Consider the following 18,047-nt stretch of genomic DNA (forward strand, 5'->3'; position numbering starts at 1 on the left):
AAGGTGTTATGACCTAGATAACGTTTACTCATGTTTTGAGTGGTTTGGTTCACATAAACTACAGATTACTCCGTTTATTTATGCTCTCACCTAACTTCCTACTCTTCCCCTGGTTCTAATATGCGTTGGAAAAGATAACCAGTACCTCTAGCGGTGATAATTAGTTCAGGGTTGCTGGGATCATCTTCTAATTTTGCCCGTAGACGAGAGATATGTACATCCACAACGCGAGTATCTACATGGCGTTCAGGAGTATATCCCCATACTTCCTGCAAAATTTCTGAGCGGGAAAAAGCTTCACCAGAACGACTGACTAACAATTCTAATAAGCTAAATTCCATACCGGTTAAGCGAATGCGCTCATCACCTTTATAAACTTGACGCTTATTTGTATCAATTTTGATAGTGCTGACATGAATCACCCCAGAACTAGGAATACCATTTGCACCTGTTTTGTCCACCCGTCGCAAGACTGAACGAATCCGTGCTTCTAGTTCTTTGGGTGAAAAGGGTTTAACGACATAATCATCCGCACCCAATTCTAAGCCGGTGATGCGATCTGCCACATCTCCCAAAGCGGTGAGCATAATAATGGGGACATCGGATTCTTTGCGTAATTCTTGACAAACGCCATAACCATCGAGTTTTGGCATCATTACATCTAAAACTACTAGGTCTGGTTCAGCTTTGCGAAATATTTCTAAAGCTTCCTCACCATCTCCTGCTGTCACTACATCGTAGCCAATCATGGAAAGGCGTGTTTCCAAAATCCGCCGAATGCTGGCTTCGTCGTCTACTACCAGGATTTTTTCTTTATGACTTTCCAAGTTTTGTCATGCTCCTTAACTAAAATTTTTCATGATTAATTTTAAATATCATAATATTAAGATATCATTCCCTGAATTGATTTGGAAAAAGCTCTAACTATTACTATTATTAGATTTTCGTTTTTTCCAAAATTTAAGGAAAAATTAAGATTATTAACTAAAATTTAAGCATGGCAAAGCCAAAAACCATTTATATCTGTAGTAGTTGTGCAGCGGAATTCTCTCAATGGTTCGGAAAATGTTCAAATTGTGACACTTACGATTCTTTAGTTGAGCAAAATATTAGTTCTTTTATCGGGGATATACCTAGCCGGTCTGGAGTGGGAAATTGGCAAGCTGGAGGTCATAGTAAGTCTCATAATAAACCAGCTAAAGCCAGATCTTCTCTGACTTTTGACCAAATTAGCGATCGCCAAATTGCTCGTTGGGAGTCCGGTTATGGGGAATTAGATCGAGTTTTAGGTGGTGGAATTGTTCCCGGTTCGATGGTGCTAATTGGTGGCGACCCTGGTATCGGTAAATCTACTTTACTACTGCAAGTTTCTAACCAATTGGCGCAAAAATACCGAATTCTCTATGTGACTGGAGAAGAATCTGGACAACAGGTAAAATTGCGTGCTTCTCGTTTGGGAATGTCAAAACCACCTACGCTAGTCACGGAAGATCCTGAAAACAAAGATCCGGAAAAACCGATAGATCCTGACAGTATAGGTGCAAATTTGTATGTTTTGCCAGAAACGGATTTAGAAGAAATTCTGAGGGAAATAGATTCTCTAAAACCAAATGTAGCGGTAATAGATAGTATCCAAACAGTGTTTTTTCCTGCTTTGACATCAGCACCGGGTTCAGTTGCTCAAGTCAGGGAATGTACCGCAGCTTTGATGAAGGTGGCAAAACATGAAGATATTACGATGTTAATTGTGGGTCATGTTACCAAAGAAGGAGCGATCGCCGGTCCCAAAGTATTAGAACATTTAGTAGATACCGTATTATATTTTGAAGGCGATCGCTTTGCCTCCCACAGATTATTAAGAACTGTAAAAAACCGTTTCGGAGCAACCCACGAAATTGGTATATTTGAAATGGTATCCCAAGGATTAAAGGAAGTTGATAATCCTTCCGAACTGTTTTTGGGCAACCGTGATGATCCGGCTCCGGGTACGGCTATTGTAGTGGCTTGTGAAGGAACAAGACCAATAGTTGTGGAATTACAGGCTTTAGTCAGTCCTACCAGTTACCCATCTCCTCGTCGGGCGGGTACAGGCATAGATTATAATCGCTTAGTGCAGATTCTCGCCGTCTTAGAAAAGCGTGTAGGGATACCTATGTCCAAATTAGATTCCTACGTTGCTTCTGCGGGGGGATTAAATGTAGAAGAACCAGCGGTAGACTTAGGAATTGCAGTAGCGATAGTTGCCAGTTTCCGCGATCGAATCGTTGATCCTGGTACAGTCTTAATTGGGGAAGTAGGGTTAGGGGGACAAGTGCGGTCGGTTTCCCAAATGGAACTACGCTTAAAAGAAGCCGCGAAACTAGGATTTAAAAGAGCCATAGTTCCTAAAGGGACAAAATTCCCTGAGATTGGGATTGAGATACTACCAGTAGGTAAAGTCATAGATGCCATTATTGCGGCTGTCCCTCATCAAGAATTGACAGAAGAAGATTTAGACCCGGATGAGGATTAATAACTAAATCACATGATTCAGTACGTTAAATTTTTCCTAACTAAGCTGTCGCGCACTTAAATTGTATAATTTGGAGGTGGAAACCCGCCTATAGCCCAGATTGGGTTCAAAAACTAGATGCGTGACAGCTTAATTGCAAAATTATTTGAACTTCATGAACTACATCAGAAAACTGTAAATTTAACTAAGCCATAATGGATAAAGTTGACCAACAGAGGTGTGTTCATGGATTCAGAAAAATTACTTCAACATATCAACTTGGGAGAAGACGAAGATATTGAGTTCAAATCCGCATCTGGTGGTTTACCCAATGATATATGGGAAACTGTATCCGCATTTGCGAATACAGATGGAGGGCATATTGTACTGGGTGTGAGTGAAGGAAAAGGTGAGCTAACAATATCTGGAGTACCCAATCCAGATGTATTATTGAAAAAATTCTGGGATAGTCATAATAATCCACAAAAACTTAGCACTCCTATTTGTAGAAATTCAGATGTGACAGTTTTAGAGCTTAACGCGCATAGTTTAGTGATTATCGGAGTACCTAAAGCTATACGTCAACAGCGTCCTGTATACATCAATAACAATCCCATGACTGGCACTTTCAAACGTAATTTTGAAGGAGATTACCGTTGTACACGAGAAGAAGTGCAGCAAATGTTACGGGATGCTGGTAATGAACCTCAAGATAATCAGATTTTAGAAGGTTTTGATTTAACTGATATTGATACTGAAACTTTGAAATTTTTTCGTCAAAGATTTAGTTCCAGAGAACCAGATCACCCTTGGTTGGCATTCGATGAGCAGAATTTGCTAATACAATTAGGTGGATGGCGACGCGATCGCATTACAAAAAAGGAAGGACTTACACTAGCTGGATTATTGATGTTTGGTCGTGAACGCAGTATTCTAGACGCACTTCCTCACTATCAAATTGATTATCAAGAGCGACTTTCTAATGACCCGGAAACCCGTTGGACTTATCGGTTAACACTCGATGGTAAATGGGAACCTAATCTTTTTAACTTCTATTATCGCGTCTATGGTCGTCTAGTCAATGAGATAAACGTTCCATTTCAACTAGATCAAGATGCCGTTCGACGCGGAGAAACTCATGTACATCAAGCCCTCCGAGAAGCACTTTCCAACGCTCTAATTCATGCGGATCATCAATCTAGTCGTCCTTTAATTATCACTAAATCAACAAATGGCTTTTTATTTTCCAATCCTGGCCGTCTGAGAATTTCTCTTCAGCAACTTTATGAGGGTGGGATTAGTGATGCTCGTAACCCCAACTTGCAAAAAATGTTTCAAATGCTTGGCTTAGGTGATAAAGCTGGCTCAGGTTTTGGAAAGATTCTCCGCGCATGGAATGAGCAACAATGGTTTCTTCCGTTGGTATCGGAGAAATTAGAGCTAGAGATCACATCCGTTGCACTACCAATGGTAAGCTTTATTCCTGAAAATATTGAGAAAGAATTAAGAGAAATCGTTGGTGATAATTACTGTGAACTTACAGAACTAGACCGCATTATTTTAGTTTTAGCTCATCAATTTGGAGATATTGGCAATACTGACATTCAAGTTTATTGTCGAGAGCATCCCAGAGACATAGGTGAATGTCTTAAACGCTTAGTAAATAAAGGCTGGTTAGAAAGCTCTGGTCGTGGTCGTGGAACACACTACACTCTAGCAAACCAAAATCAGCCTGATTTATCTTCACTTATTTTAAGCTCCGAACATTATGAATTAAGCTCCGAACATTATGAATTAAGCTCCGAACATTATGAATTAAGCTCCGAACATTATGAATTAAGCTCCGAACATTACAAACGGCTAGAAGATGTTGCAGCCCCTGTGCGAGAGAAAGGGCGTGCTGATAAACAGATTGTAGAGCAGGTTATTCTAGAACTTTGCTCCGAACATTACCTACCACTCCGAACATTAGCTGAACTACTGGGAAGAACACCAAACAGCATTCGTATTCATTATGTCAACCCAATGTTAGGACGAGGCTTATTAAATTTGCGGCATCCTGAACAACCACATCATTCTCAGCAAGCGTATAAAAAAGCAGTAGTACCTAATCCTAAAAACAAAAGCGGTTCTGAAAGATGAGGATAACTGCATTTGGCTAACAGGTTTTATATAGTAATACTATTGCCAATTTTCCTAAATATGTCTGAAACCCAATAAAATCGTGACGATATCAATAGGGTTTCAGGGTTTTGTCAATAGTATTGATATAGTAGCCATACTTTTCAGGCTGAAACTGCCTTAGTTTTAGAGTAACTTAACTGGAGTAAATCAACTGATAACAGGTAAAATGCCTATCAATCCTAGTATTAGCAGTTGTAAAATACACCATCTTTTCTTAATCTCACCCTTTCCGACCGGCAAAGGAAAAAAATTCACAGAAATTTAACAATGTGTACCAATAATTTGGTAACTTAGTACATAGTCTGCAACAACTAGGGAAAAATTACGTTGAGTTACCATCCAGATGCCATTGCCGCCCACGGTGGAGAGTTAATTAACCGGGTTGCTTCCTCAGCACAAAGAGAAGTATTTCTCTCTAAGGCTGACTTTTTACCGCGTGTGGAACTTGATGAACGAGCAGTTTCTGATTTAGAAATGATTGCCATTGGTGGTTTTAGTCCTTTAACTGGTTTCATGAACCAAGCAGACTATAACCGAGTCGTCACCCAAATGCGGTTAGCTAACGGTATTGTCTGGTCAATTCCCATTACACTGTCTGTAACCGAAGAAGTAGCAGCCCCTCTACAAGCAGGCGGTTTAGTGCGTCTGGATAACCCCAGAGGCGAGTTTATTGGGGTATTGGAACTGACCCAAAAGTATACCTACGACAAACAACAAGAAGCCATAAATGTTTATCGCACTGATGATGCTAAACATCCTGGGGTGCAGGTAGTATATAACCAAGGTTCTATCAACTTAGCTGGTGATATCTGGTTATTACAACGGGACTCTCATCCCCATTTTCCCAGCTACCAAATTGATCCGGCTGCGTCACGGGAAATGTTTCGAGAAAAAGGCTGGAAAACAATTGTGGGTTTCCAAACTCGCAATCCTATCCACCGCGCCCATGAATATATTCAAAAGTGCGCTTTAGAAACTGTTGATGGTCTATTTTTGCACCCATTGGTAGGGGCAACAAAAGAAGATGACATCGCTGCTGATGTGCGGATGCGTTGTTATGAAATTTTACTAGAACATTATTACCCTGTAGATAGAGTAATTTTGGCAATTAACCCGGCAGCCATGCGTTATGCTGGGCCTAGAGAAGCCATTTTCCATGCTTTAGTGCGGAAAAATTACGGCTGTACACATTTTATTGTCGGACGTGATCATGCTGGTGTGGGTGACTACTACGGCACTTATGACGCTCAATATATCTTTGATGAATTCGCCCCTGAAGAGTTGGGAATTGTACCAATGAAGTTTGAACACGCTTTCTATTGCAAGCGCACCAAACAAATGGCCACAACTAAAACCAGTCCTAGCAAACCAGAGGAACGGGTTCATCTGTCGGGAACCAAGGTGCGGGAAATGTTACGTCGGGGTGAATTACCACCACCAGAATTTTCTCGTCCAGAAGTTGCGGCTGAGTTAACACGGGCTATGCAGATTGCACCTGTATTAGTTTAGATTAAGATCAAAAACTTTACTCTCCAGACTTCAGCCTTTAAGCTATGAGAATGGGCTGGAGTCTGACTGTTAATTATGAAACGGCGTGGGTTTTTACAACAAATTAGCGGCTTATTAGCGGCATTGGGAGTGGCTGAAACTGAGTGGTTGAGTTTGGGTAATCCCTATTACCAAGCTTTAGCACAACCTAATCAGCGGAAGTTGGCATTATTGATAGGAATTAATCAATATCCACAAAGTCCTGCCCTTGGTGGTTGTGTAACTGATGTGGAATTGCAAACAGAATTGTTAATTAATCGTTGTGGCTTTGCAGCGTCAGATATTCTGACTTTAACTGATGAACAAGCCAGCAGAAAATTTATTGAAAATGCTTTTTTAGATCACTTGGGTAAGCAAGCCAAATCTGGAGATGTGGTGATTTTCCATTTTTCTGGTTATGGGACTCGTGTTAATTTGGGAAATGAGCAGATCCCCGACTTCTTGAAGAAGTCGGGGATCTATAATGCCATAGTTCCTGTTGATGAAAATAATTTATTGGGGACAAATTCGAGAAACTATTTATTGGCAGAAACTCTGTTATTATTATTGCGATCGCTCCCAACAAATCAAGTCACAGCAATATTAGATACTAGCTACTATCATCCTAGTGAATTAAAACCCACTGGTTTACGAATGCGTACCCGTCCAGAATTATCAACAGCAACTTTACAAATAGAAGAATTAGAATTTCTATCACAACTGAAAAATCATAAATCAGCTAATAATAATCCTCTGATTATCAATGCGACTTCAGAACTAAATCAGCAAGCCGGAGAATTTCTTTTCTCTAATTGGACTGCGGGATTATTAACTTATGCTTTAACTCAATATTTGTGGGAAACTATCCCAGCCAAAACAATCCCAATTTTTCTTGCTGGTGTTGCTACTTCCATGTATCAGTTAGGTGGAAAACAACAACCAAGTCTGGTAAATGAGCCAAAAAAATCTCAAAATGCTTTAATTGTTGATTATTTTCCGATTGATAAATTGAGAAGTATTGGTGTAGTTCAAGCCATAGATGATGATGGCAAAACAGTCAAATTATGGTTAGGAGGATTACCTACTCAAGTTCTCACAAATTATGGCGTAAATTCTCGGTTAACTCTGGATACGGGAGAAGAGTTAGTTGTTAAATCACGAAGTGGGTTAATAGCTAAAGCCCAATTTACAAATAAAGAAATTACTAACTTACCTCAAGTTGGGCAAATAGTTCAAGAAGTTATTCGGGTATTACCTCGAAATATTCATCTTAATGTGGCTTTAGATCAGGGTTTGGAAAGAATTGAACGGGTAGATGCTACTAGTGTTTTTTCAGGAATTAACCGGATTGCTAATATTGCTACTGTAGAAGAAACTGCTGATTATGTGTTTGGTAAAGTTGCCCAAGTCCCCAGCCGTTATGGTCTTTTTTGCCTGGGTGGTGAATTGATTATTAATACGATAGGGGAAGTTGGGGAAGCGGTGAAGGTGGCAGTACAGCGATTAAAACCAAAATTTTCTACTCTGTTAGCATCAAAGTTGTGGCAGTTGACAGAAAATAAAGGTTCTTCGCGTTTACCTGTGAGGGCAACTTTAGAGATTGTTAACAACGTTTTACCCCGTGTTTTTATGGTGAGGGATACTTTGGGGACTGCAAGTATTGATAACACTTTGCAAACACCTGGCTATGAAGAAATAGCTATGCCGACAATTCCTGTAGGTAGTCGCTGGCAATATAAAATTGAAAATTTGAGCGATCGCCCGATATACTTAATTTTGGTGGGTTTAAATAATAATCAAAATGCCTTTGCTTTTTATCCTTGGGAAGTTTTTCCAGAAACAGATATTCCTCCTACCAAACCTCAATTAATGGAAGTTCTGATTCCTCCGGGTAAAACTGTCAAAATTCCAGAGAACCACCCGATAGCTGGCTGGTTACTGCCCACTCGTTATACTTTTTGTGAACACCAAATTATTCTGAGTACAGCACCATTTAAGGAAACTCTCACGGCATTAGCGATCGCTAAATATCCTACCACAGATCAACAGGCTATTAGTCCCATTGTCAACCCTTTAGAAGTTGCCCAAGCCATATTACAAGATTTACATAATGCTAGTAATGTTACAACTGACATCAATGATGCTTATGTTTTGGATGTGAATAATTGGGCAAGTTTGAACTTTAGTTTTCAGGTTGTTTAGAGGTAGGGATTTCATTATTGTCCTGTTCACATTTGATTGAGAATAACTATATACTAGAACTTAATCCCTTATTTGTGTTTCCTATGGTTGTAAGTGCTTCCACCACCAATATCACTTGGGAACTCTTACCTGAAGACTTTGTTTTAGACAATGAACCTGTGGATAATGTCAATCAACCCAGTCTAGCAGCAGCACTCACAGAAAGCCTAGAACTCGCTGGCAAACTTCCAGAAACTGCCCTTGCTACCACCAATTACGGCATCTGCGCCACAGTTAATGGCAAATTTGTCATCAAAGCCCCTGACTGGGCTTACGTGCCGCAAATTACAGTGCCTAGAGAACAAATCCAACGCAGTTACACCCCCCACAAACAGGGACAAATTCCTGCGGTGGTCATGGAATTTCTTTCTGATACCGATGGTAGTGAATATTCTAATAAACACACCTATCCCCCCGGAAAATGGTTTTATTATGAACAAGTTTTACAAGTTCCTAATTACATTATTTTTCAACCAGATATCGGTGAATTAGAAATATATAACTTGCATGAAAATGGACACTATAAATTGCGTTTCTCAGATGAAAATAACCGTTACTGGTTAACTGAAATGGAATTATTTATTGGTGTTTGGCAAGGAAAACGCGAAAACCGTCAAGGTTACTGGTTACGCTGGTGGGATCAAGATGGTAATTTGCTACTTTGGGGTTCTGAGTTAGTGCAACAAGAACGACTTGCTAAAGAAACTGCCTTAAAACGTTTGGAAGAGTTAGAAAAACGCCTTCGAGATGCTGGCATTTCTGACTAATTTTCATGAAGATCCTCGACTTTTTAGAATGTTGAGGATCTTTTATAGTAATTCCCATTCAAGTGAGGTACAACAATAAAGAATTAACCGCAGATGGAAGAGGATAAACGCAGATGAACGCAGATAATTTTGTACAATAATGATATAATGCCAATAACCAATTTCTTCTGATAAATAAACACTGTAAAGCACCCATTCTAAGGGGGAAAATGTATAGATGCGGGTTTTGGTTACTTCACCTAAATCTAAAGATAGTTTAAAATCGCCCGTTCCTATAATTAGGAGGCTGAAAACCTCTTTTCTGTTCCCTTAGAGGGTGTTTGAAAAGTTATGGTTGATGTATCAAATATTTTTTACCCCACCCTAACCCTCCCCTTGTAAAGGGGAGGGAACTGGGGGGGTAGCAATGTGATGAAAATTACGGAATACCACTTTTCAAACATCCTCTTACCATAACGACAATTTTTAACGCCAACCTACTTAATCAAACTGTTATTAATTCTCTATGTTGAACTTAGCTAATATTCAAACCCTAGCTCAAGAATACAGTCCCCAGGAACTTTTTGCAGCTTTGGTGTGGCAACGTCGCTTTAATGAGTTTAATGGGGAGGAGGTTGTTAGGGATCTTAGCCAACATTCTCATCTATGGGCAAGTTTTCTGTTTACGAAACCAATTTTTGCAGCAGATGAACATGGTTTAAGTTTTGGTGGTTTGGTAGATACCTTATTGGCAATGGCAAATTATCGCCCGATGCCAGAATCGAGTATAATCCACTTTGTAGCTTATCCTGGGGATACCCTCTACATTTTGACAGAAAACCAAGATACTATCGTGTCTCAGCTTTTGGATTTGGGTAAAAAGTGGCGTGCAGATTCAGTGGATATTACTGATGGTAATAATGAAGAATATGGTTTGCGACTAAGTCGCCAGTTACGAATGAGATTGGAAGCAGGTTTGGAAGGTGAGTCGCTTTGGCAACAGCGAGATGCTGTAGTTATTACTTATTGGTGGGATTAATGATATGGCTATCTATCACCAACGCCAAAAATGTTATATTGAAGGCAAAGCTACCACAAAAATCAAAAACTTATGATAGCGAGTAATGTTAGACAACAAATTCTAGATCATCTTCAACCATTACCTGGAGAACAAGTAAAAACCCTTCTCTTAACATGGCTAACTGGTACATCTGGGGAATTAGAAGATTTTGAGCGGTTGCTGACAAATAAACCTACTCAAACCACAGAAGAATCACTTGAGTATGGCGAAATAGATGCAGAACTAAATTTTCAACCTCTCACTGAAGCCGACATGATTCAGCAAAGTAAATCTGCGCTAGAAGCCTACCGTCGCACGGGTTCAGGAGTGGAACATGAACGAGTGCGGGAATGGGTAAATAGCTTAGGAATTAATCAAGAACGCTGATGTCTCAGATAGTTTGGACAGAAAGTGCAATTAACGACTTAAATCGTCATTACGATTTTATCGCACTTAATGATGTTAACGCAGCAGCACGCGCAGTACAAACAATAATCTCTTCTAGCGATACTCTACAGCAAAATCCACATCGAGGCGCGATTGTAGATGACGTAGCAGGATTACGAAAACTTTTAGTTTCTTTTGGTAAATACGGCTATATTATTCACTACGCTATTCTCGAAGATGATGTGATTATTTTACGCATCTATCATGGGCGAGAGAATAGACCGATTTAGTCAGTCAGTTCTCATTCCCTATTCCCTTACAAATACTTCTCTAACAACAAAGCCAACTTCTCCTTAGTTGCTGCTGGTGCTTTCTCCAAATTCGTCAAAATCGCATATTTCAAAGCCGAATGCGCCTCACTAGCAGGAGGATTTGCACTCAACCGCTTCACAGTTTCTTGAATTACCTTTTGTGCATTTGCTGCATTTTTATGTAAATTCCCAATTACCATTTCCACCGTTACACTATCATGATCAGGATGCCAACAATCATAATCCGTCACCAGCGCCAAGGTTGCATAAGCGATTTCCGCTTCCCGTGCTAACTTCGCTTCGGGTAAATTTGTCATCCCGATGACTGTAGCATCCCAACTCCGATAGAGATGAGATTCAGCCTGAGTAGAAAAAGCCGGTCCCTCCATACATACGTAAGTACCACCATCATGTAATGTGACATCTGGTAAACTTAAAGAAGCGATCGCTTCAGCCAAAACCCCCGCCAAATTATGGCAAATCGGCTCACCAAAAGCAATATGCGCCACAATTCCCTCACCAAAGAAGGTAGAAATGCGATTCTTGGTTCGGTCAATAAATTGATCGGGAATTACCATATCTAGGGGTTTAGCTTCAGCCTTCAAAGAACCCACAGCACTAGCAGAAATCAGGTATTCTACCCCCAATTGCTTCATAGCGTAAATATTAGCCCGAAATGGCAACTCCGAAGGTAACAACGTATGATTACGACCATGACGCGCTAAAAATGCCACTCGTGTTTCCTCTAAAGTTCCGAGAATAATCGCATCTGACGGTGAACCAAAAGGGGTAGAAATTTCTATTTCCTCCACATCTTTCAGTGCTTCCATTTTATATAGACCGCTTCCACCAATGATGCCGATTTTAGCTACTGTCATAAATTATCAACCTTGTGATGAATGGGACTAATAAGTAATTTTACCGTCTGTATATTGTACAAGAATATTCGGTAAAAAATAAAGTTCTTGTTTTTATAAAAGTTGAAAAATTTTCAATCTATTTGAGATAAATCAATAAATTCAAGCCGGGAATTGTCCGCGAGAGAGTCCAACCAGCGAGAATAATATAAAGTAACCCTAAACTCCATTGATACCAAGCCAGAGTAGAGATAATTCCTGGTAAATGTTCATCACGTAAACGGATATCATTAAATCCTAATCTCACCAAATTATTCAAACTAAAATCATAATAATTCAGCCAATTCCAACGTTTATCCCATAATAGCGGCATATATCTTTCCCGGAAACTAGGATTTCTAGGAATAACTGGTAATCTCCCAATTAATAATCTCAATTGTCTTAATGTTCCATCTTCTCGAAAATAGGAAATATCCATTAAATCATGATAACGTCCTTGTTGATAAAGTCGCCATAATAAAATTCCAGGTAAGGGAAAAATAATGAAAAATAAACACAGTAGAGTTAACCAAGGATTCCCAGAATTCCGAAAAATTGCTAATAAACTACCAGATATTAAACAAATAAAACTCAATAATATGCAAACAGTTTCATAATATCTAGGAACAATTGCTACAGGAGACAAACGACGATAGCGATCAACTAACCAAAATAATACACCAAAACAGGAAATAACTACACCACCCACACCAAATACTAACCAAAAGTTTGTCCCATAACCACTTAACAACAATAATAAACTCAATAACAACCAACTTAAAGATCTAACTACCCACCCACTAAAAACCAGAGGTTCAGTGGCAATAATTCTATCACTTAACTGATTATATATTTCTAAATCCACATCTGCTAAAACTAGTAACTCGCTAATATTCCGAAAATGTTTGATTTGACGATATTGATGAATTTCAGCCGCTTGGGTTGCGGAAAAACCTAAATTTATCAACCTATTCACAGCAGCAGTATTAATATTAATAGCTATCAACTGATGACTTAATTCAATTAACCTTAACCGTTGTTTTGTATATTCTAACTGATTTGCATCACTAACCTGCTGTTGTAACCGGAAATTTTGACTTAAATTCCGCAAAATATTTTGATTACCGCGTAAAGTGGGGACAATCAACTTTTTGCCAATTTCTCCAACATTACCTAAAATTTTCGCTTGATTAGAATTAAACACCAAATCAGAAACATTTAAAAATGCTGTTTCCGCAAAGTTAACATCACTAAAATCAGCTTGATTAAGAATACTTGCACTTTGCAAATCCACAGATTGATTAAACTCAGATTCTCGAAAAATTAGTCCTTGTTTAAAAATAGCATCTTTCATGAATAGAAATTGATGAAAATTAGCTCTATTAAAATTTACTTGATTATTAAAAATCACACTAGAAAAATCAGCATTTTTTTGCCAATAACTACTATTAAACCTAACTATTTGTTGAAATTTTCCTTGATTAAATTTTGCATCATCACAAAATACATCACCTTGGAAATTAGCAGCATCTAGAAATTTGATATTTTGAAAATTAGCTTTATCAAAGAAAATGCTACCTTGAAAACTACTAAGAGCGTGAAAAATAGCCCCATTAAAACTCACAGTTCTACTAAATCTTGATTCCTCCCAATTAGTAGGTTTTAAAAAATTTGCCCCTTGAACATTTACAGATTGCAGAAAGAACGTATTCGGAAATTTTACCTCACCATTAAAACGACTTTCTACCATGATTAAAGCCCCACGAAACACAGAAATACTACTAGAATTATTTGACTGATTATTCAACAAAGATTTACAATCTTTAGAATTAGGAAAAGCCCTTGTTAAAGATTGCAAACATACAGAACGTAAACTTTCTAACTGTTCCCGTTCCATAGGTGTGAAAATTTGGGCTATACCTTGAGCATAAACAGGAGTTCTTAAACCCAAATCACTCCCATAAAAATCACCTTCAATTACAGAATTACTCAAATCTAAACCCAAAGCCGTCGCACCAGTTTTTTGTAATTCTTTTCTGAGTAATTGGTAAAAATCATCCCGGAAAATATCATTTTCTGGACGTAAATCAATTACCATTTTCCTTAAATCTACAGTTAAATTACCATCTCGCAAAATTGGTGTTTTAACTCGTTCTTGTAATAATTCCCAAGTTAAAGTTATGGGTTCATTTGGGACTGCAAAAGTAGGAATAGGAAATAAAAATATAGCAAATATACAAATAAACAATATTACTGCGGAATTAGATATGATGATTTTTCCTAATTTCGCAGATAATAAGTTTATTTTTTTAACGGTGTTTTTTATTTGCCAAAGTTGAGAAAAATCCCATCTTTGTAAATAACTGAAGTGACAAAACAATCTCAACAAATTTCCTACTTAATGATTAATTCAATAAAACAACCTTACCCAGCACAGAACCAGTTTCCACTAAAGCGTGTGCTTTTGCTGCTGACGCTAAAGGGAACGTCTGACTAACTTCAATTTTTAACTTCCCTTCATCTATCCAATTAGCACATTCTTGTAAAATATCTCCATGATGTATTAACGCTTCCACATTTCCTAACAACATCGGTGTTAACATTAATTCTAAACCAATGCGGATATTTCTATTTCTAGCAACTTTCCAAACAGTGTTAGCTTTCGGTTCAAGAATAGTCACAATATCCCCATAAAGTCGCACTGCGGGAAAAGATTTTTCAAAAGTATCACCACCAACAGTATCAAAAACTAAATCTACACCTTCACCATTAGTCCACTCTAATACAGATGCGACAAAATCAGTTTCCTTGTAAAAAATGATTTTATCCGCACCAAGTTGAGTGACAAAATTAGCCTTTTCTAGAGAACCAACCGTAGTCGCTACCTCTGCACCTTTGAGTTTAGCCAATTGAATAGCCACATGACCAACACCACCTGCACCAGCATGAACTAATACCTTTTCTCCTGGTTCAAGTCTTCCCCGTTCATATAAAGCTTCCCAAGCAGTGATTAAAACCAGAGGTGCTGCTGCTGCTGCGGTGAAAGAAACCGATTTGGGTTTAAAGGCTACAAATCTTTCATCAACAATGGTATATTCTGCATAATTTCCAGATTTTGCACCCAAACCACCATAGCAAAAATATACTTCGTCACCAACGCCAAATTTTTGGACATCATTACCCACAGCTTCCACTATACCTGCACCATCACATCCTAAGATAGCTGGCATTTGTTCAGGGTAAAATGTCCCCCGTTGACGTAATTTTGTGTCAATGGGATTAACACCAGCCGCTAAAATTCTGACTAAAATTTCTTTATTTGTGGGTATGGGTTGGGGAACTTCTTGTAATTCTAAAACTTCCGGTTTACCCGCTGCTGTCATTAATATCACTTTCATGGTTTTTTCTCCTAAATGCACTTATTTAAATTTATCTAAAAATATCCCCATAAATTCCTAATTATTGAGGAAAATATGGGGAAGAAATATCCAAAATTTCTCACAAAATGGTTTTAATTTTGAGGAGAAGCATTATTTGTTTCTGGTGTTACAGGTGCTTGAGGTAAAGTACCAGGGTTAATTCCGTTCCCGGCTGTGGGAAGGGGATTTGGGTTAACCGGTGGTAAAGACCTCAAATTGTCAGGTGAGTTAATTCCTGGGGTGGTGGGATTATTAGGTATGGGAGGAGTTGGGAAATTGGGTGAATTTGTCAGTGGTTGAGATGAACCGGGGATAATTCCCAAAGATACACGATTTCCTCCTACTTTTCTCAGCAAATCCAATGTTTGAATCACGTCGTTATAAGTAGCTGTCCGCGACGCATTCAATACTAAAATTCCATCTGGATTGGCTTGGATATATTGTTTTAAACGTGCTTCTAATTCTTCCTGTTTCACAGGTTCTTTTTCGATGTAAGTCAATCCAATAGCATCAATTGTTACAGGTAATATTTTGCTTTTAATTTGGGAATTAGCCGCAGAATTTTCCCCTGTACTAGCTTTGGGTAAGTCAACATTAATTGCTTGTTGACGAGTAAATTGTAAAGCTGCTAAGAGAAAGAATGTCAGAATACAAAAAACAACATCAATTAAGGGGATAATTTGAATCTGAACGTCTTCACTGGGAGTATCTAGCTTAACTTTCATCTTCTTGTTTTTCTCCAGATTTCAAATTGGCATTATCAACCTTGTCATCTGGTAAATTTGCTGAATTTCCAAGGTTTAAACTGTAATTATCTGTATCATCTGGCTCATTTTCCGGTTCTTGGATAAATGTTTTTGATTCTAACTGAGAAGATGAATCGAAATTTTTAGAGGTACGTTTTGAGAATCTTTCTGTGTTAATTGTTTTAGGTTCGGGAGGATATTGACGGTAAAGCAGTTCCATTTCATTACCAGCTTTGTTGAAAATTTTAACTTGGTTAACAACAAAACTCTGAAATAGGCGGTAAAATACTAAGCTGGCGATCGCTACTATTAATCCCGCTGCTGTACTAATTAACGATTCCCCAATCCCCGTGGTGACACCGGCTGTAGATTCAGTTCCCAAATCACCAATGCGAATTGCACCTAAAGAACGAATCAAACCCAGAACTGTACCCAATAATCCTAACAGTGGCGAAAGGGCAATCACCGCTTCTAAAAGTTTTTCACCCCGGCGCATTCCGGCTATTTCGTCCGCTGCGGTGGATTCTAGGGCTAATCTAAAGGTTTCTGGATCACTTTTTTGTAAGCTTAAAGGTGCGTATAAAAATCTGCCAATGGGCTGATTTTTGGCTTGTTCAGCTATTGCTTCAGCGATGCCCCAATCCTCACCAGCAGCATCCAGAACCCGATTGACTATTTCTTTTTCCTGAGCAAGAATCCGTAACCAGAACCACAGCCGTTCAAAAATCACACTTACTGATAGGACTGATAAAACTAGCAAAGGCCACATGGAGGGCCCGCCTTTCTTAAATAAATCTAAAATATCCACTGTGTGGGTTTCCTCTCTCCATTCCTAATAGTCAAAGCATTTTCATTTTAGAGAGTTTTGCATTACTCACAAACTTTTCTAACTAATTACTCAGGAGTAACATCTTCTATACACAATATGACGGTTATTCCCACCGGGAGTTTAGAGGATTATTTGCCAAAATAAAAAAATCACTGGAGGTTAAGAACATGAACTTCTCAATTCAATCCCTGTACACATGGTATCGGAACACTCTACGCAATCCTAAATACCGTTGGTGGATAATTATCGGCACGGTAGCCTATTTAATTAGTCCTTTAGATATTTCTCCAGATTTTATTCCTATTATTGGCCAAATTGATGATGTTTTATTGTTAAGTTTATTCGTTTCCGAAGTTTCTTCCTTAGTTCTTGATGGTTGGAAGGCCAAAAAAGGAACTGTAGAAAATAGTACCAGCAATCCGGCTAATCATGCCCCTGCGGCTGGCGAAACTGTGGATGTTGATTCTATCCCTGTTAAGTAGTATTAGTAGGTTGGGTTGACCCAAGGAAACCCAACACCATTTATTGGTATCTTATGGTTAATATGGGGTTTAGTTCCATTGCTTCGCAACGTTGACGCGAACAACCCAACCTATATTACAATCAATAACCAATGTATTTTTCTTGGTTTCTCAGTGTTTACAATCTTTAATAGATACCCAACTAGACTCTGCTATTGGAGAACCATCTTCACCCAGCAAGCTATAGTGTTCCTTTTTCCAAATCGGCGCATTGTGTTTTAATGTATTAATAGCATACTCACAAGCGGCAAAAGCCTCACCACGATGAGGACAACCGATAGCCACAATCACACTAATTTCCCCAACAGACAATCTACCAATGCGATGATATATCACCACTCGACTCACCTCAGGCCATTGATGCCGAATATCATCAGCAATTTGATAAAATATCTGCAAAGCCATTGGTTCATAAGCTTGATATTCCAAAGCTACCACAGACTTACCATCAGTTTGATTACGAACCATACCACTCATTACTACCACCGCACCATTAGCAGGATTATCTGCCTGACTGTAGATTTCTTCCACAGACAATGGTGCTAATGTCATCCCAAAACTATCTTCAACCCTGGGTTTAGTTGTGATCATTTACATTCTGATACTTTTAACCGAGACATTCCCCGACATCTGAGATATCGTGAATATCTAGTATAACATCACCAACTGAGTTAGTGAAGGTGGTATCC

At 38.7% G+C, this 18,047-nt stretch carries 16 protein-coding genes and 1 pseudogene; 9 read left to right on the top strand and 8 right to left on the bottom strand.

The features are described 5' to 3' along the window. Window positions 1-98 precede the first annotated feature (98 nt). Entirely contained in the window at window positions 99-827 is a 729-nt protein-coding gene (gene rpaB, locus AN490_RS09565; RefSeq protein ID WP_148765483.1) for a response regulator transcription factor RpaB, read from the bottom strand. A gap of 170 nt (window positions 828-997) precedes the next feature. Between rpaB and radA the strand changes: the two genes are divergently transcribed. The 5 genes from radA to AN490_RS09590 all read left to right on the top strand — a co-directional run bounded on the left by radA (window position 998) and on the right by AN490_RS09590 (window position 9,210). Next, window positions 998-2,512, top strand: a complete 1,515-nt coding sequence (radA, locus tag AN490_RS09570) for a DNA repair protein RadA (RefSeq protein ID WP_300002318.1) — start codon at window positions 998-1,000, stop codon at window positions 2,510-2,512. Window positions 2,513-2,737: 225 nt separating this feature from the next. Beyond that, a complete protein-coding gene (locus AN490_RS09575) occupies window positions 2,738-4,633 on the top strand; it encodes an RNA-binding domain-containing protein (RefSeq protein ID WP_300002321.1) in 1,896 nt (631 codons plus the stop codon). Between the two features lie 369 nt (window positions 4,634-5,002). Further along, complete coding sequence (gene sat, locus AN490_RS09580) at window positions 5,003-6,184, top strand: sulfate adenylyltransferase (protein WP_300002324.1); 1,182 nt, start codon at window positions 5,003-5,005, stop codon at window positions 6,182-6,184. 75 nt (window positions 6,185-6,259) lie between these two features. Then, a complete protein-coding gene (locus tag AN490_RS09585; RefSeq protein WP_300002327.1) occupies window positions 6,260-8,404 on the top strand; it encodes a caspase family protein in 2,145 nt (714 codons plus the stop codon). 83 nt (window positions 8,405-8,487) lie between these two features. After that, the gene (locus AN490_RS09590; RefSeq protein WP_300002330.1) at window positions 8,488-9,210 is read left to right on the top strand and encodes a Uma2 family endonuclease; all 723 of its coding nucleotides are present in this window, start codon (window positions 8,488-8,490) and stop codon (window positions 9,208-9,210) included. Window positions 9,211-9,345: 135 nt separating this feature from the next. Here the strand turns inward: AN490_RS09590 and AN490_RS09595 are convergent. Next, window positions 9,346-9,477 (bottom strand): annotated as a pseudogene (locus AN490_RS09595) (magnesium-protoporphyrin IX monomethyl ester cyclase); the annotation flags it as partial. A gap of 238 nt (window positions 9,478-9,715) precedes the next feature. Here AN490_RS09595 and AN490_RS09600 point away from each other — a divergent pair. The 3 genes from AN490_RS09600 to AN490_RS09610 all read left to right on the top strand — a co-directional run bounded on the left by AN490_RS09600 (window position 9,716) and on the right by AN490_RS09610 (window position 10,926). Further along, window positions 9,716-10,228: a hypothetical protein gene (locus AN490_RS09600; protein WP_300002333.1), complete on the top strand. Its 513-nt coding sequence runs from the start codon at window positions 9,716-9,718 to the stop codon at window positions 10,226-10,228. 72 nt (window positions 10,229-10,300) lie between these two features. Continuing rightward, on the top strand, window positions 10,301-10,636 hold the full coding sequence (locus AN490_RS09605) for a hypothetical protein (protein ID WP_300002336.1): 336 nt from the start codon (window positions 10,301-10,303) through the stop codon (window positions 10,634-10,636). Beyond that, window positions 10,636-10,926 carry a type II toxin-antitoxin system RelE/ParE family toxin gene (locus tag AN490_RS09610; protein WP_300002339.1) on the top strand — a complete coding sequence of 97 codons (291 nt, stop codon included), beginning with the start codon at window positions 10,636-10,638 and terminating at the stop codon, window positions 10,924-10,926. Before AN490_RS09605 ends, AN490_RS09610 begins: the two co-directional genes overlap by 1 nt. Window positions 10,927-10,952: 26 nt before the next feature. On the opposite strand, the gene AN490_RS09615 is transcribed toward AN490_RS09610, so the two are convergent. The 5 genes from AN490_RS09615 to AN490_RS09635 all read right to left on the bottom strand — a co-directional run bounded on the left by AN490_RS09615 (window position 10,953) and on the right by AN490_RS09635 (window position 16,816). After that, window positions 10,953-11,825, bottom strand: a complete 873-nt coding sequence (locus AN490_RS09615; protein ID WP_300002342.1) for an S-methyl-5'-thioadenosine phosphorylase — start codon at window positions 11,823-11,825, stop codon at window positions 10,953-10,955. A 118-nt stretch (window positions 11,826-11,943) separates the two neighbouring features. Further along, complete coding sequence (locus tag AN490_RS09620; RefSeq protein ID WP_300002345.1) at window positions 11,944-14,232, bottom strand: pentapeptide repeat-containing protein; 2,289 nt, start codon at window positions 14,230-14,232, stop codon at window positions 11,944-11,946. 16 nt (window positions 14,233-14,248) lie between these two features. Then, window positions 14,249-15,241: a zinc-dependent alcohol dehydrogenase family protein gene (locus tag AN490_RS09625; protein WP_300002348.1), complete on the bottom strand. Its 993-nt coding sequence runs from the start codon at window positions 15,239-15,241 to the stop codon at window positions 14,249-14,251. 113 nt (window positions 15,242-15,354) lie between these two features. Continuing rightward, complete coding sequence (locus AN490_RS09630) at window positions 15,355-15,987, bottom strand: biopolymer transporter ExbD (RefSeq protein ID WP_300002351.1); 633 nt, start codon at window positions 15,985-15,987, stop codon at window positions 15,355-15,357. Next, the gene (locus tag AN490_RS09635; protein ID WP_015079741.1) at window positions 15,977-16,816 is read right to left on the bottom strand and encodes a MotA/TolQ/ExbB proton channel family protein; all 840 of its coding nucleotides are present in this window, start codon (window positions 16,814-16,816) and stop codon (window positions 15,977-15,979) included. Before AN490_RS09635 ends, AN490_RS09630 begins: the two co-directional genes overlap by 11 nt. A 188-nt stretch (window positions 16,817-17,004) precedes the next feature. On the opposite strand from AN490_RS09635, the gene AN490_RS09640 reads away from it, so the two are divergent. Beyond that, complete coding sequence (locus tag AN490_RS09640) at window positions 17,005-17,319, top strand: YkvA family protein (protein WP_015079740.1); 315 nt, start codon at window positions 17,005-17,007, stop codon at window positions 17,317-17,319. 150 nt (window positions 17,320-17,469) lie between these two features. On the opposite strand, the gene AN490_RS09645 is transcribed toward AN490_RS09640, so the two are convergent. Continuing rightward, window positions 17,470-17,949: a molybdenum cofactor biosynthesis protein MoaE gene (locus AN490_RS09645; RefSeq protein ID WP_271820904.1), complete on the bottom strand. Its 480-nt coding sequence runs from the start codon at window positions 17,947-17,949 to the stop codon at window positions 17,470-17,472. Window positions 17,950-18,047: the final 98 nt, after the last annotated feature.

Origin of the sequence: Anabaena sp. AL09 (assembly GCF_001672255.1) — a bacterium.
Taxonomy (GTDB): domain Bacteria; phylum Cyanobacteriota; class Cyanobacteriia; order Cyanobacteriales; family Nostocaceae; genus Dolichospermum; species Dolichospermum lemmermannii.

Coding starts and splice junctions, on each gene's coding strand:
- radA (WP_300002318.1), top strand. CDS start 998: ATGGCAAAGCCAAAAACCATTTATATCTGTAGTAGTTGTGCAGCGGAA.
- AN490_RS09575 (WP_300002321.1), top strand. CDS start 2,738: ATGGATTCAGAAAAATTACTTCAACATATCAACTTGGGAGAAGACGAA.
- AN490_RS09585 (WP_300002327.1), top strand. CDS start 6,260: ATGAAACGGCGTGGGTTTTTACAACAAATTAGCGGCTTATTAGCGGCA.
- AN490_RS09590 (WP_300002330.1), top strand. CDS start 8,488: ATGGTTGTAAGTGCTTCCACCACCAATATCACTTGGGAACTCTTACCT.
- AN490_RS09600 (WP_300002333.1), top strand. CDS start 9,716: ATGTTGAACTTAGCTAATATTCAAACCCTAGCTCAAGAATACAGTCCC.
- AN490_RS09605 (WP_300002336.1), top strand. CDS start 10,301: ATGATAGCGAGTAATGTTAGACAACAAATTCTAGATCATCTTCAACCA.
- AN490_RS09610 (WP_300002339.1), top strand. CDS start 10,636: ATGTCTCAGATAGTTTGGACAGAAAGTGCAATTAACGACTTAAATCGT.
- AN490_RS09615 (WP_300002342.1), bottom strand. CDS start 11,825: ATGACAGTAGCTAAAATCGGCATCATTGGTGGAAGCGGTCTATATAAA.
- AN490_RS09625 (WP_300002348.1), bottom strand. CDS start 15,241: ATGAAAGTGATATTAATGACAGCAGCGGGTAAACCGGAAGTTTTAGAA.
- AN490_RS09630 (WP_300002351.1), bottom strand. CDS start 15,987: ATGAAAGTTAAGCTAGATACTCCCAGTGAAGACGTTCAGATTCAAATT.
- AN490_RS09640 (WP_015079740.1), top strand. CDS start 17,005: ATGAACTTCTCAATTCAATCCCTGTACACATGGTATCGGAACACTCTA.
- AN490_RS09645 (WP_271820904.1), bottom strand. CDS start 17,949: ATGATCACAACTAAACCCAGGGTTGAAGATAGTTTTGGGATGACATTA.